At 51.5% G+C, this 13,872-nt stretch carries 12 protein-coding genes; 11 read left to right on the plus strand and 1 reads right to left on the minus strand.

Going from position 1 to position 13,872, the window contains the following annotated elements; all coding sequences use genetic code 11:
* The 4 genes from P2G88_RS19455 to P2G88_RS17130 all read left to right on the plus strand — a co-directional run.
* Positions 1 to 92 (plus strand): IS3 family transposase (locus P2G88_RS19455; protein WP_345798877.1); only part of this gene is annotated, 92 nt, incomplete at its 5' end.
* Between the two features lie 629 nt (positions 93 to 721).
* A complete protein-coding gene (locus P2G88_RS17120) occupies positions 722 to 3,778 on the plus strand; it encodes a S8 family peptidase (protein WP_275798202.1) in 3,057 nt (1,018 codons plus the stop codon).
* Positions 3,779 to 4,087: 309 nt separating this feature from the next.
* A complete protein-coding gene (gene mscL / locus P2G88_RS17125) occupies positions 4,088 to 4,492 on the plus strand; it encodes a large-conductance mechanosensitive channel protein MscL (protein ID WP_275798204.1) in 405 nt (134 codons plus the stop codon).
* A 224-nt stretch (positions 4,493 to 4,716) separates the two neighbouring features.
* Complete coding sequence (locus P2G88_RS17130) at positions 4,717 to 5,208, plus strand: AAA family ATPase (protein ID WP_275798206.1); 492 nt, start codon at positions 4,717 to 4,719, stop codon at positions 5,206 to 5,208.
* Between the two features lie 29 nt (positions 5,209 to 5,237).
* Here the strand turns inward: P2G88_RS17130 and P2G88_RS17135 are convergent, their stop codons facing one another.
* The gene (locus P2G88_RS17135; protein ID WP_275798208.1) at positions 5,238 to 5,777 is read right to left on the minus strand and encodes a DUF2062 domain-containing protein; all 540 of its coding nucleotides are present in this window, start codon (positions 5,775 to 5,777) and stop codon (positions 5,238 to 5,240) included.
* Positions 5,778 to 5,975: 198 nt separating this feature from the next.
* On the opposite strand from P2G88_RS17135, the gene P2G88_RS17140 reads away from it, so the two are divergent.
* From P2G88_RS17140 to nagZ, 7 genes are all read left to right on the plus strand, one after another.
* Positions 5,976 to 8,258: a DNA internalization-related competence protein ComEC/Rec2 gene (locus tag P2G88_RS17140; protein ID WP_275798210.1), complete on the plus strand. Its 2,283-nt coding sequence runs from the start codon at positions 5,976 to 5,978 to the stop codon at positions 8,256 to 8,258.
* A gap of 84 nt (positions 8,259 to 8,342) precedes the next feature.
* Entirely contained in the window at positions 8,343 to 10,100 is a 1,758-nt protein-coding gene (gene msbA, locus P2G88_RS17145) for a lipid A export permease/ATP-binding protein MsbA (protein WP_275798212.1), read from the plus strand.
* Positions 10,097 to 11,089 (plus strand): tetraacyldisaccharide 4'-kinase, encoded by a 993-nt coding sequence (gene lpxK / locus P2G88_RS17150; protein ID WP_275798213.1) that lies wholly within the window; start codon positions 10,097 to 10,099, stop codon positions 11,087 to 11,089. Before msbA ends, lpxK begins: the two co-directional genes overlap by 4 nt.
* Positions 11,079 to 11,324 carry a Trm112 family protein gene (locus P2G88_RS17155; protein ID WP_275798214.1) on the plus strand — a complete coding sequence of 82 codons (246 nt, stop codon included), beginning with the start codon at positions 11,079 to 11,081 and terminating at the stop codon, positions 11,322 to 11,324. The genes lpxK and P2G88_RS17155 overlap by 11 nt, the downstream gene beginning before the upstream one ends.
* Positions 11,321 to 12,082: a 3-deoxy-manno-octulosonate cytidylyltransferase gene (gene kdsB / locus P2G88_RS17160; RefSeq protein ID WP_275798216.1), complete on the plus strand. Its 762-nt coding sequence runs from the start codon at positions 11,321 to 11,323 to the stop codon at positions 12,080 to 12,082. The genes P2G88_RS17155 and kdsB overlap by 4 nt, the downstream gene beginning before the upstream one ends.
* A gap of 18 nt (positions 12,083 to 12,100) precedes the next feature.
* Positions 12,101 to 12,763, plus strand: coding sequence for an SDR family oxidoreductase (locus P2G88_RS17165; protein WP_275798219.1), 663 nt, complete (start codon positions 12,101 to 12,103; stop codon positions 12,761 to 12,763).
* Between the two features lie 70 nt (positions 12,764 to 12,833).
* A complete protein-coding gene (gene nagZ, locus P2G88_RS17170; protein WP_275798221.1) occupies positions 12,834 to 13,847 on the plus strand; it encodes a beta-N-acetylhexosaminidase in 1,014 nt (337 codons plus the stop codon).
* Positions 13,848 to 13,872 lie beyond the last annotated feature (25 nt).

Below are 13,872 nucleotides of genomic sequence, written 5' to 3' on the forward strand. Positions count from 1 at the left end.
AGTACATTGAAGTTGATTACAACCGGCAAAGAAGGCACAGTGCTCTGGGCTACCTGAGCCCGGAAAACTATGAGAAAAAACTAGCAGCTTAACCGGTGTCCACTTTTACTGGTGCAGATCATTGCTGCTGATTGCAGCGTTATAGCGCGCAGGGTTAAGCAGCATCATTATTTTTCAGTGTTAGGTGACTGCCAGTTCGTTGCTTGGCCTGTGGCAACGGCGGCGGTCGGAATTTGAAGATTTTGCGTGTTGTCGGAAGCAATCCGTCCTCGCTTTGAAGTTGTCCTGGATTTCGGCATTCGCGAGCAACTCGGCTTCTGGTTCTCTGCAAGTTCCAAGCTTCCGAATCTGCCTTGGCACTAAATTTACCGGCGGTGCAGTACTGCCTGCCAAGCCAGCTAACTTGTTGATCCCCAAAAAGAAGCTCAATAAAGACGCAAAAAACTCGACAGACAAGTGTCAAAAAATTGACTAAATTGTTTGAAAATTGTTTCAAATTGTATCAGTGTGAATGCACTTAGCAGGGGTGTACGTTGTCCTGATAATGTTCCGCCGATGGCATCCCTCTTTGATAACAATGCAGGACTGACAAGGTATCGTTATTAGAATAAAAGGGATCGGACCGACTCTGATTGGCTTTTAATCGCGCTGTTAATAACGTTTTGTTACCCGCAACAAGTGTTTACACGAGTTAAAACCATAAAAATATCGGAGTCCGTTCATGAAAGATGAGACAGGTACCCCTCTCTATCTCCATACAGGTATGAAGAAGTCTTCTGTTGCTGTGCTTAGCGCCCTGTTTAGCTTTTCAAGCTTGGTTGCTGCCAATGTGCAAGCTGCCATGCCGACCGTCGAGCAACTCACCGAAGGTGTTAATGTTGTTAAGCAGGCCGAAGAAAGCCGCGTTTATCTGGTAAGGATGAAAGACAATCCTGTTGTTGCCTATGAAGGTGGCATCAAGGGGTTTAAAGCCACAAAGCCGGGTAAAAACAAAAAAATTGATCCCAACAGTCAGGCTGTTCTTAAGTACAGCGATTATCTGACTTCTAAACACGATGCAGCGTTAAAGTCAGTTGGCGCCTCTAAGAAGCTTTACAGCTACAAGTACACCTACAATGGCTTTGCCGCCGAATTGTCGCCTGCACAGGTTGCGCAGCTGCACGGCAATCCGGATGTGCTGACCATCGTTGAAGACGAGTTGTTGAAGCCTGACACCGTCTCCACAGCCAGTATGCTGGGACTCGATGCTACCGATGGCAGCGGTTTCTGGGAAGCGCTGGGCGGTAAGGAAAATGCCGGTGAAGGCGTTGTGGTTGGTATCATTGACTCTGGTATCTGGCCTGAAAACGAGAGCTTCTCTGATCGCACCGGCAGCAATAAAAATGGCAAGTCCGGTAAACTCGATTATCAACAAATTCCAGGATGGCACGGCAAGTGTGTGCCTGGTGAAGAATTCCCAGCTTCCAAATGTAATCAGAAGCTGATTGCCGCCCAGTGGTTTAACTCCGGCTTTGGTGGTGATGCCAATATCAAAGCGCTGTTCCCTTATGAATATATCTCGGCCCGGGATGCTGACGGTCACGGTTCGCATACCGCCAGCACAGCCGCCGGTAACAACGATGTTGAAGCCATCATAAATGGTACATCTGCTGGACTGGCTACCGGTATGGCACCGCGCGCAAGGGTTGCGGCTTATAAAGTCTGTTGGGGAACAGGCGGTGAGGGCGGCTGTTTTGGTGCAGACAGTGTGGCCGCGATTGACCAAGCGGTTGCTGACGGGGTTGATGTGATCAACTTCTCCATCAGTGGCTCTCGTACCAGTTTCCTGGATCAGGTTGAAGTGGCCTTCCTTTACGCGGCTGATGCCGGCGTGTTTGTGACGGCATCTGCCGGTAACAGTGGTCCAACCGTTAGCACCGTGGCTCATAACAGTCCTTGGTTAACCACCGTCGCTGCCGGTACCCACGATCGTGGCTGGCAGGCCAGTCTGACTACCGTTGGTGATGGCAATACCTATGATGGTGTATCTCTGGCAGGCGGCGTAGGCCCCGCGCCAATGGTCTATTCATTGGATGTTGCGGGTGTTGGTCAGGATTTGACAGAAGCCAGACTGTGCTATCCAGGTACCCTGGATCCCGCCATGGTGGCTGGCAAGATTGTACTTTGTGATCGTGGCGTGATCGCCAGGACTGACAAGAGCCAGGCAGTGGCGATGGCCGGTGGTGTGGGCATGGTGCTGGCCAATACCAGCCCCTCTTCGCTGAATGCTGACTTCCATGCAGTACCCAGTATCCACGTTGATCATATCGCTGGTAACGCCATTCGAGCCTACGTACAGGCCAATGGTGCCGACGGTGGTAGCATCAGTGCAGGTCAGAAAACCGTAGTGGAAGCACCGCTGGTAGCTAGCTTCTCTTCTCGTGGTCCGGCTCTGGCCGGTTCGGGCGACTTGCTCAAGCCAGACATTATGGCGCCGGGTGTGGATATTATCGCTGCTGTCTCACCTGACGGTAACGCTGGCGAAAACTTTGGTGCGCTTAGCGGTACCTCCATGTCCAGTCCACATATGGCTGGTTTAGGTGCCCTGATGAAGCAAGCCCATCCCAACTGGTCACCCGCGGCTATCAAGTCGGCCTTTATGACCAGTGCCACACAAAACACCAATATGGGTAACCCAATTCCTGGTAACGCCTTTGGTTATGGTGCTGGTTTCGTTCAGCCTAACAAAGCGCTGGATCCAGGCTTGGTGTATGACGCCGGTTGGAATGACTGGATTGCCTTCCTGTGTGCCACTGAACTCAACTGCGGTGGTTCCTCCATCGATCCGAGCGATTTGAACTATCCGTCCATTGCTGTGGGTTCGTTGGCGGGCTCACAGACGGTAACCAGAACCGTGACCAGTGTTGCGGCCACTCATGCGACCTATACGCCAGAGGTGGATGGCCTTGCTGGTATTAATGTGAGCTTCAGCCCTGCTGTGATTGAAATTGCACCTGGCGAAAGCAAGCAGTATCAGGTCACCTTCACTAATGTTAGTGCCCCGATCAATCAGTATGTTACCGGTGGTATCACTTGGGTTGACGGTGAGCAGCAGGTAAGAAGCGCCGTGGCCCTGAAACCTGTGCGTTTAGGTGCACCTGCTGAAGTATCAGGCAGCGGAGCATCTGGCTCGTTGCAGTTTGATCTAAGCTTTGGCTACAGCGGTGCCTACAGCGCCGGTACTCATGGTCTGGTGCCTGCCGCTACTGTAACCGGTACTGTCACTGATGATCCCAATAACAGCTACAATGCAGCGTTAAACACCTGTGACTTCTCCAGCTTCCCGTTTGCCTGTACCGGTATTACCTGGCACGCGGTGAGCGCCGATGCCGCCGCGCAACTGCTGAGAATTTCACTGTTCAACGACTATACCGACGGCACCGATGATTTGGATTTGTATGTGTACAACTCCAGCTTCGGGTTTGTTGGTAGTTCGGGTGGGGGCTCCAGCGCTGAACGTGTAGACATCGTTAATCCTAGCCATACAACGTACTTTGTTGCCGTACATGGTTGGCAAACTGATGGTGCCGATGCGAGCTATACCCTGTTTAGCTGGGATCCAGCCGCCGATGCAAGCAATATGAACATCACCGCTCCAGGTGCCGCCGCAATGGGTGCGACCAGTCCCGTTTCCATTAACTGGAGTGGCTTGGGTGCTCAGAAATACCTGGGTGTGATGAGTCACAACGATGGTAGCGGTGTGTTCCAGCGTACTGTAGTGAGCGTCGAAAACGACTAAGCTACCAAACGCAGTCATCTGCTAGAAATAGAGGCCGGGCTACTTTTGTAGACCGGCCTTTTTCTATTGGGTGTTTATTGAAGCGTCCCAATTATGCGTACCCAATCTTATTGCCTGCCCTGATTCTTGAAATTGCCCAAATAGTGGTTACTTTTCATATGTATCTTTTTGTTTTTTTTGTTTTTTCTTAGCTCCAGATAGAAATCGACTCTCTATAAGTGGCCAACGATTTGGTCTTTGCAGGGAGGGAGATACAACACCGGTATTCAAAAAACTTGAATGCGTTATTAATAAAATGAGGAATACACAATGGGTATGATGAATGAATTTAAGCAGTTCGCGGTCAAAGGCAATGTCGTCGATATGGCTGTGGGGATCATTATTGGTGCTGCCTTTGGCAAGATAGTTACTGCATTGGTGTCAGGGGTGATTATGCCGCCAATAGGTGTGTTGCTGGGTGGAGTGGATTTTTCGGACTTGGCCTTTGTGATTAAAGAAGCTGCAGGTGATGCTCCTGCGGTCGTCATCAGCTATGGTGCATTTATTCAAACCGTCGTTGATTTTACCATCATTGCGTTTGCCATCTTTATGCTGGTGAGGGGAATTAACTCTTTGAAAAAGAAAGAGGAACAAGCCCCCAAAGCGCCACCTGGGCCTTCTGCTGAACAAGTGTTACTCACAGAAATCCGTGACTTATTAAAGTCCAAATCATAAGCACTGTTTTTTACCAAGGTTTGTCCGTCAGTCCCCATGCCTCAGATAAGGGCATGGGGCACATTTTGTGCCTGGTTGCCATGAGGTTGATGCAGCGTTTTTAATTAGGCCAGATTTTTCTCCTTTGCCTACACCATTTAGTTTGTCACTGGCTGTTTGGATTGGCGTTTTTTGCTAGGGTACGGAATTGTTGGGGAGAACGCTTCTGCGCCAAGGAGTTAATATTGAAAAAAATCGTGATATTCGGCAATTCCGGCTCAGGCAAATCGACGCTGGCCAAAAGCATTGCCGAATCTGAAAATCTGGCGCATTTGGATTTAGACACCATCGCCTGGCAGCCCGGTTCGCCGCCACAGCGCGAGACGCCTGAAAAGTCGAAAGTACTGATCGACGCCTTTATCGAAGGCAACAGAGGGTGGGTAATTGAAGGCTGTTATGCCGACCTGCTGGCTATGTGCTTGCCATATGCAACGGAGATTATCTTTTTGAACCTGCCGGCGGACCTGTGTATTGAAAATGCCAGGAATCGCCCCTGGGAATCACACAAGTACCCCTCAAAAGAAGCGCAGGACGCCAATTTGAATATGTTAATTGACTGGATCGCCCAGTATCCGATTCGAGATGATGTGTTTTCGATGGCGGCCCATCAAAAGTTGTTTGACGGTTTTGCGGGAACCAAAACCATGTATACCAGCAATCGAAGAGATTATCTGTAGTCGGCCGGGTCTAGGCCGGCATATATTGTTTATGGTTGTTCGATCTGAGCCCGTTGCATACGCACCAATTTACGTTTCTTCCAGGCATTACTGACCGATATCCGCCACAACAGGTTCATGCCAAAATAACCAGCCAGACCAAATACCACAGCACAAATAGCACAGCCCACCAGAAAAGCTGGGCCGATGGTATTGACGCTTTGCATCAGCCACTCCCAACTTAACTGAAACTTGAACTCTTGGGCGGGATGACCCAACACCGCCACGCCTACCCGGTAAGCACCGTAGAAGATGGGCGGCATGGTGAAGGGATTGGTCAGCCATACGGTGGCGACCGAGAGAGGGAGATTGACCCTAAGGGGAATGGCCATGGCGGCGGCCAGCCACATTTGAAAGGGCACAGGCCAAAAGGCGAAGAACAAGCCAATACCAAAGGCGCCTGCAGCTGACTTGCGATTCAAATGCCAAAGGTTTGCGTCATGCAACAAGGTGCCGAAGATCGCCAAGATCTTTTGCTCTTTGATTTTTTGATGATCAGGCAAAAAGCGCTTTATGAATTTCTTTGGCATACAACTCTCAGCACGGTGCCTTTTATAGGAAAAGCACCTGGATGATTTTCAGGCCTCGGTCAATTTTTACTGAGGCCAGGGACTTCAGGCTTCGCCCAAAGGCACTATTATTAGACAACTGATCCTGGCGTTGGCTTCAGGTCTGCTTGCAATTGCCCATCCTGATGCCAACCATGCTGTCCAATAGGCGGCACTAATATGGATGTTTGGGTTTGCAGTTTTATTACAGCCTGCATTTCGGCGCTTTTTTGGCCCCACCTTCCACCTGGGTGGAGCTTGGGGTTAATCCTTTTTCTCAGTCTTACCTTACTGCGTTACCGCCGGTTTTTGCTAAGTGGATTGCTAGCCGGGATCCTTTGGATGGCGAGTGTAGGCTATTGGCAGTTTGCTTGGCAACTCCAACCGTCGCAGCAAGGCGTTGCTATGGCGATAGAGGGGCATGTTGACAGCCTGATTAGCAGCAATGACATTCAGCGATTTAATTTCCGCGTAAAGCGTCTGGGTGATGAGGCGTTTCATTGGCAACAACCTTTAGTGCGCTTGAGTTGGCGAGATCCCGATTTTGCCCTGAAGCAAGGTCAACGGTTGAAACTCAATGTCAAGCTACGCCCCGTTCATGCCAGCCTCAATGAGGGGGGATTCAATTATCAGCGTTGGGCTTTTTCGTCAGGCATTCGTGCCAGAGGTTATGTGCTGGGGGGGAGGGAGCAAGCGCTTTTGGAGAATGACGCCAGTCTTCGCCAACAGTGGCTGGACAGATTGCTGGCGCTGAACTTTACACATTCAGGCTGGTTAGCGGCCCTGAGTTTGGGTTATCGCGGATTGCTCAAACCCGAAGATTGGACACTGGTGCAACGCACTGGGGTGGCGCATCTCATCGCTATATCCGGTTTGCATTTAGGCATTGTGGGCGGGCTTGCTTATGCGACGAGTGCCTTTTTACTGGGGAGGCTTTTGGTTCATCGTCCACAGCACATTAATTTCCACCGTTTGGCGCTATTAGTGGCGTTGGTGCTGACTTTTGGTTATGCCGCTGTGGCCGGGTTTGGGCTGCCGACGCTAAGGGCCTGGTTGATGCTTGCGCTTGTCACCAGCCTGTTGCTTTTACACCAATCCTGGCCGCTTCGACGACTCTTTTTATATAGCTTCTTTGCTTTTATGTTGTTGTTTCCCTTAAGCCTGTTTGGGATCAGTTTGTGGCTGAGTTTTTCTGCCATTTTGATCATCTGGCTGGTGTTTTGGCGCTTTCCGGTGGTCAAAGCCAGGTTTTCATTGGCGACAGCCGGTTTGTCTATGCTGCGTGTGCAGATTGCCTTAAGTCTTTTGATGATGCCGCTGGTCGCCTGGCAGTTTGGGGTTATCAGCGTGATTTCACCGCTGGTTAATTTTATTGCCGTCCCCCTGGTTACCCTGTTGTTGGTACCACTGTGTTTGCTGGGACTGTTGTTTCTGATGCTTTGGCCAGCTGTGGCAAGGTGGATCCTTAGTTTGGCCGATATCATTGTGGATTTGGGGATTAGGGGGCTGGTCTGGTTTTCTTCGTTACCGGTTGCCGCCTTTCCTCTGAAGGCTGTACCCCTGGTGGTGTGGCTGCTGGCAGCTATTGCATTGATCATTTTTTTGTTACCGCCATTGCCTAAGGGGCGCTGGTGGGCAGCGTTATTATGCCTGCCGTTGCTAAGCTGGATGCTGCCATCCAAACCCTCTGGCTGGTTTTTACATGTATTGGATGTGGGGCAGGGCTTGTCGGTGGTTATCCAACGTCAGGATCGCGCCATTGTGTACGATACCGGACCGGCCTATGGCAACAGCGGTAGTGCTGCACAGTATCACCTGCTGCCCTTTTTGCAGGCAAAGGGCATCAATGCCTTGGATCATCTGATTATCAGTCACCATGATAATGATCATGATGGTGGTCTTGATAAGGTACAAGAGGTGATGCCGGTGCGGCGTTTGTGGGGAGTTGAAAAGCGCTGCCCCCAAGGCTGGCAAGGAGAGTGGATGGGGCTCTCGCTTAGCTTTCTGTGGCCGCCTTTGGGCCTACGTGGTGAAGAAAATAACCAGTCCTGCGTAGTGCTGATTGATGATGGTCAGGTAACCGCCTTATTGCCAGGGGATATAGAAGCTTCCGCTGAAAGCGCCTTGTTGGCGGAGTATGGTCAGCAACTTAATGCCTCCATTTTGATTGCGCCTCATCACGGCAGTAATACCTCCTCCTCGCAAGACTTTATTGAAAACGTTAAACCGGCACATGTGGTATTTAGTCAGGGTTATGCCAATCGCTGGGGCTTTCCTACTCAGCAGGTACTTGAACGCTACCAGTCTGTTGGTGCCAGCCCATATCAAACCAGTGAACTGGGGCAAGTGACTTTTGCGATTGATGGGGGCGCGATCCAAGTGCAGAGTTTTCGGCAAGATATCGTTCCCTACTGGTATATGAAGGCGCAGCAAAATTGCTTGTTTTGTGCACAAAGACATTGATAGTTGGGGATTTATAGGCGGGCGGTTACAATACCTCTATTGTGCCTGCCTGGCAGGTCCCGTCCTTTTGCATAACAAGATTGAATGACCAACGATAATATACAACAACCGGTATTTCGGCGTTTCTTGCGCTACCTGCGCGAATACAAGCTGGCCTTTGGTGCTGCCATTGTCGGCATGATCGGCTACTCCGCCCTGGATGCACTGGTGTTTTCCCAGTTAAAGCCGCTGATTGATGAGAGCCTGGTAAAGGGTGATTACGACTATCTAAGAATGGCCGCCTACTTTGTGGTGCCGCTGTTTGTCCTGCGCGGCTTTTTTAACTTCTTGGGCAGCTACACCCTTTCCTGGATAGCCGCGCAGGTGGTAATGAATTTCCGCCAGCAGCTGTTTAACCAATTTATGCATTTGCCGGTGTCTTACCATGATCGCGAATCGGCCGGGCGCATGATCTCCAAGGTTATCTATGACACCGAGCAGGTCACCAATGCCGCCGGCAAGGCGCTATTGACCCTGGTGCGCGAAGGCGCACTGGTGTTGGGCCTGTTGGCGGTGATGTTCTATTACTCCTGGGAGTTGTCGCTTATCTTCATTTTAATAGGTCCTGTGGTGGCGCTGATTGTGACCGTTGTCAGCCGCCGTTTTCGGATTGTCAGCAGAAGTATTCAACAATCCATGGGCACCCTGACCAGTACCGTTGAGCAGGTGATTAAAGGCCATAAAGTGGTGCTGATGTTTGGCGGTCAAAAATTGGAAGACGCGCGTTTTGCCGAGCGTAACAACTACAACCGCCAGCAGAACATGAAGCTGATTGTGTCGCGAATTTTGTCCGAATCTTCGATTCAGATCATCGCTTCCATAGCCCTGGCTGTGGTTTTGTATATCTCCAGTCTGGAAAACATGCTGGATCAGCTTACCGCCGGTATTTTTACCACCGTGGTGCTGTGCATGACCATGCTGCTTAAACCCCTGAAACAGCTGACTACCGTCAACAGTGAGTTTCAGCGGGGCATGGCTGCCTGCGCCAGCGTGTTTGAAGTGCTGGATGAACTGCCAGAGGTGGATACTGGTAACAAACAGTTGGATCGCGCCAAAGGCAATATCCGCTTTGAACATGTGACATTCGCTTACCCTGGTAAAACACGCGAAGCCTTAAAAGATATCAGTTTCGAAATTCCGGCCGGCAAGACGCTGGCGCTGGTGGGACGTTCAGGGAGCGGAAAATCGACCATTTCCAGTTTGCTAACCCGTTTTTATCAGGTTGAAAAAGGCGAGATCCTGCTCGATGGCATCAATCTCAACGATATTCGCTTAAAGGACCTGCGCCGCCAGTTTGCGTTGGTGTCCCAACATGTCACCTTGTTTAACGACAGTATTGCCAACAACATTGCCTACGGCATGGACGGTAAGGCCAGTCACGAGCAAATTATGGAGGCTGCGCGCATCGCCCACGTGTTGGAATTTGTGGAGCAATTGCCTGAAGGATTGGATACGGAAATTGGTGAAAATGGTCTGATGCTCTCCGGTGGTCAGCGCCAACGCATTGCCATTGCCCGGGCGATCTTACGCGATGCACCCATTCTGATCCTGGATGAAGCCACCTCAGCCTTGGACACGGAATCTGAACGCTTGATCCAGGATGCTCTTGAACAGTTGCAGCAGAACCGGACCAGCCTGGTGGTAGCACACCGGCTGTCGACCATTGAAAATGCCGATCATATTCTGGTCATCGACCAGGGCCGCATTGTGGAGCAGGGTAATCACCAAAGCTTGCTGGCGCAGGATGGCGCCTATGCCCAACTACATAAGCTGCAGTTTAAGGATGGACAGGGCCTTTCATGAGTTGGTTGGAAAAGCGCTGGTATGCACCGGATATCCTGATTTGGTTGCTACTGCCACTGACACTGCTGTTTTGGTTGGTTTCCGCCACGCGTCGGTTGCTGTTTCGCTTGGGGGTAAAGGCAACCGAAAAGGTCGCCGCGCCGGTGATTGTGGTGGGCAACATCAGTGTGGGTGGCAACGGCAAAACCCCGCTGGTGATCCGGTTGTGTCAGTGGCTGAAACAGCAGGGCTATCATCCAGGCGTGGTCAGTCGCGGCTATGGCGGTAAAAGTCCGCATTATCCGCTGACCGTTGAAGCCAACAGCGATCCCAAATTGGTCGGCGATGAGCCCGTTTTGATGCGCCAGCACTTAGGGTGTCCGCTGGTAGTGGACCCGGATCGCGTCAGAGGTGCCCAAGCCCTTATCGACCAGTATCAATGCGACATTATTGTTTGTGATGATGGCTTGCAGCACTATCGTCTGCACCGTGATATCGAAATTCTGGTGATGGATGGCGAACGGCGTCACGGCAATGGTTACTTGTTGCCTATGGGCCCATTGCGCGAAGGCCTGTGGCGTGCGCAAAACGTGGATTTTATTGTGGTCAACGGTGGCTTGGCCCGTCCCGGTGAACATTTGATGTCGCTGGAGCCGGGGCAGCTGGTCAATGTCAAATACCCCAGTCAGACCCAATCCATATCGGAGCTGAAAAGACCGGCCATTGCGGTTGCCGGTATCGGTAATCCGCAGCGTTTTTTTAAAACCCTGTCGGCGCGGCGGGTAAAGATCAAGGATACCCTGAGTTTTCCCGATCATCATCCGTTTCAAGAGGCGGATATTCCTGATGATCTGGTGCTGATGACGGAAAAAGACGCCGTAAAATGTCGTCCTTTTGCCAAGTCGCAATGGTGGTATTTACCGGTCAGTGCTAAGTTAACCGAACAATTCAAACAACAATTGCTCGCTAAGATCGAGCTTATTTCCAAGGAGCAACGCCGTGGCCTTTGACAAGAAATTGCTGGATATATTGGCCTGCCCAGTGTGTAAGGGAAAACTGGATTTGGACAATCAGGCACAAATGCTGATTTGCCGTTTCGATCGTCTGGCCTATCCGATTCGTGATGGCATTCCGGTGATGCTGGAAAATGAAGCCAAGTCGCTGAGTCTGGAGGAGTTGGAGGCGCATAAAGCCGGTAGCAAAGTAGAACACTTGGGCGCAGGCTCCTCCGGAGCCGGTGCATGAAATTTACGGTGATCATCCCCGCACGCTTCGCCTCTACCCGTTTCCCCGGCAAGCCGCTGGCGGATATAGGTGGCAAGCCCATGATCCAACACGTGGTTGAGCGCGCCAATGAATCTGGAGCCACACAGGTCGTGGTGGCCACCGATGATGTGCGTATCAAAGAGGTCGTTGAGGATTTTGGCGGTGTGGTCTGCATGACCGCGCCTACTCATGAGTCGGGCACCGAGCGTTTGGCCGAGGTGGTAGATAAGTTGGGCCTGGAAAGCGACGAGGTGGTGGTCAACGTGCAGGGCGACGAACCCTTTATTCCGCCTGCCAATATTCAGCAGGTCGCCGAGAATCTGCACCTGCATAGCGAGGCAGAGATGGCTACCTTGGCCGTGCGTTTGACCGATGTTGAGGAGCTATTCAATCCCAATGTGGTGAAGGTGGTGACCGACAAGTTAGGCTATGCGCTGTATTTTAGCCGTGCCACTGTACCCTATGACAGGGCGCGTTTTCTGGATGCCGATACGATTGATGAAATTGGTGATTATTACCTGCGTCATATCGGCATTTATGCCTACCGGGCCGGGTTTATTAAGCAATATGTCAACATGACCCCCTCGGGACTGGAACAAATTGAATCTTTGGAACAGTTGCGTGTGCTTTGGCACGGCGAAAAGATCCATGTGGATATCGCCCAGCAGCCACCGCCGGTGGGTATCGATACGCCACAGGATCTGGCCAGGGTAATTAAGCAACTGTCCATTCAGTAACCGTAAGTAGGAGTGAGCATGAGCAATGTGGTGATCACAGGCGCCTCCAGAGGTATCGGGCTGGCACTGACCAAACTCTATTTGGCACGTGGCGATAGCGTATATGCCCTGTGCCGGGAAGCGACCGATGAATTACGCGCGTTGGATGTGCAAATTGTGGAGGGCGTGGATGTGGCCGATACGGACAATCTGCGTCAGGCCCTCTCGCCACTGGATAAGGTACAAATCGACCTGTTAATTAATAACGCAGGCGTACTTTGCCGGGATGGTCTGGAAACCTGGGATCCACAAAGCGTAGAGTTGCAGTTCAAGGTTAATGCCTTGGGTCCGCTTCTCGTCACACAATGCCTGTCACCTCATCTGCATAAAGGCTCAAAGGTCGCCATGATCACCAGCCGTATGGGCTCTATGGCGGATAACGGCTCCGGCGGCTATTACGGTTATCGTATGTCCAAGGCAGCGCTTAATGCGCTGGGGGTTTCCATGGCCAGGGATATGGCAGAGCGTGGCATTGCGGTGGCGTTATTACATCCGGGTTATGTACAAACCCGGATGGTGGGCTTTGGTGGCGATGTCAGCGCTGAGGAGTCTGCCCGTGGTTTGATGGCGCGTATCGATGAGTTGAATATGCAAAACTCGGGGCAATTCTGGCACGCCAAAGGGGATGTGCTGCCCTGGTAAACCCGGCGTTGCGTTTTTACCAGCTTGCCGTAAAGTGTCCTAAATAGTTGTTTTTAAGTGAGTTATTAGCATGGGTCCATTGATGTTGGATCTCAAGGGCCAGGAGCTCTGCGCCGAAGATAAGGATATTCTCGATCACCCGCTGGTTGGCGGGGTGATTTTCTTTAGCCGCAACTACCACGATCCCAAACAAATGGCCGAATTGGTTGCTCAGGTCCGCCACTATAGCCGTAATGCGCTGTTGTTGGCGGTGGATCATGAAGGGGGGCGGGTACAGCGCTTTCGAAGCGACTTCAGCGCCATTCCTGCCATGGGCAGTTTGTACCCGAAAACCGGTGGCGACCTCGAGCGGGCCTGTGATTTTGCCGAGCAATTTGGTTGGCTGATGGCTGCCGAGGTGCAGGCATTGGATATTGATATCAGCTTTGCGCCGGTGTTGGATATCCAGGGGGTGAGTACGGTGATTGGCGATCGCGCCTTTCACAGTCAGACCCAGCCGATTATCGAGCTGGCCAGTCGCTTTATTCGTGGCATGCACAGCGCTGGCATGAAGGCCACCGGCAAGCATTTTCCCGGTCATGGTAATGTGCTGGAAGACTCTCATGTGGCGATGCCAGTGGATAAACGCAGTGAAGAGAGTATTCGCAAGCAGGATATCCGTGTTTTTGAAGAAATTCACAAACAAGGTTTATTGGATGCCGTGATGCCGGCCCATGTGCGTTATCCGGCGGTGGACAGCAAGCCGGCATGTTTTTCCCGTCGCTGGCTGCGAGAGATTCTGCGTAGAGAAATGGACTTTGATGGTGTGGTGTTCTCTGATGACTTGTCTATGCAGGGCGCCAGTATTATCGGTCATCACGGTGAGCGCGCTATTGCGGCGCTTGATGCAGGCTGTGATATGGTCTTGGTCTGTAATGACCGTCCGGGGGCGGTGAAGGTCATCGACAGTTTACCCTCTACCTATCAAGCCAGTGACCGTTTAAAAACCATGCAAAAAGGCCCTGCACCCGGATGGGAAAAGTTGCACGCCTCTGCAGCATGGTCAAAAGCAAGACGCAGTCTGGAGGAGTTTAGTGCTCTCTAAACCATTTTTGCTGGCGCTGGGACCG

Source organism: Aliiglaciecola sp. CAU 1673 (assembly GCF_029223185.1).
Lineage (GTDB): Bacteria > Pseudomonadota > Gammaproteobacteria > Enterobacterales > Alteromonadaceae > Bowmanella.

What these genes read in the sequence shown, in the direction of transcription:
- lpxK (WP_275798213.1), top strand. Translation starts at nt 10,097, where the DNA reads ATGAGTTGGTTGGAAAAGCGCTGGTATGCACCGGATATCCTGATTTGG.
- nagZ (WP_275798221.1), top strand. Translation starts at nt 12,834, where the DNA reads ATGGGTCCATTGATGTTGGATCTCAAGGGCCAGGAGCTCTGCGCCGAA.
- msbA (WP_275798212.1), top strand. Translation starts at nt 8,343, where the DNA reads ATGACCAACGATAATATACAACAACCGGTATTTCGGCGTTTCTTGCGC.
- kdsB (WP_275798216.1), top strand. Translation starts at nt 11,321, where the DNA reads ATGAAATTTACGGTGATCATCCCCGCACGCTTCGCCTCTACCCGTTTC.
- P2G88_RS17140 (WP_275798210.1), top strand. Translation starts at nt 5,976, where the DNA reads ATGGATGTTTGGGTTTGCAGTTTTATTACAGCCTGCATTTCGGCGCTT.
- mscL (WP_275798204.1), top strand. Translation starts at nt 4,088, where the DNA reads ATGGGTATGATGAATGAATTTAAGCAGTTCGCGGTCAAAGGCAATGTC.
- P2G88_RS17165 (WP_275798219.1), top strand. Translation starts at nt 12,101, where the DNA reads ATGAGCAATGTGGTGATCACAGGCGCCTCCAGAGGTATCGGGCTGGCA.
- P2G88_RS17135 (WP_275798208.1), bottom strand. Translation starts at nt 5,777, where the DNA reads ATGCCAAAGAAATTCATAAAGCGCTTTTTGCCTGATCATCAAAAAATC.
- P2G88_RS17120 (WP_275798202.1), top strand. Translation starts at nt 722, where the DNA reads ATGAAAGATGAGACAGGTACCCCTCTCTATCTCCATACAGGTATGAAG.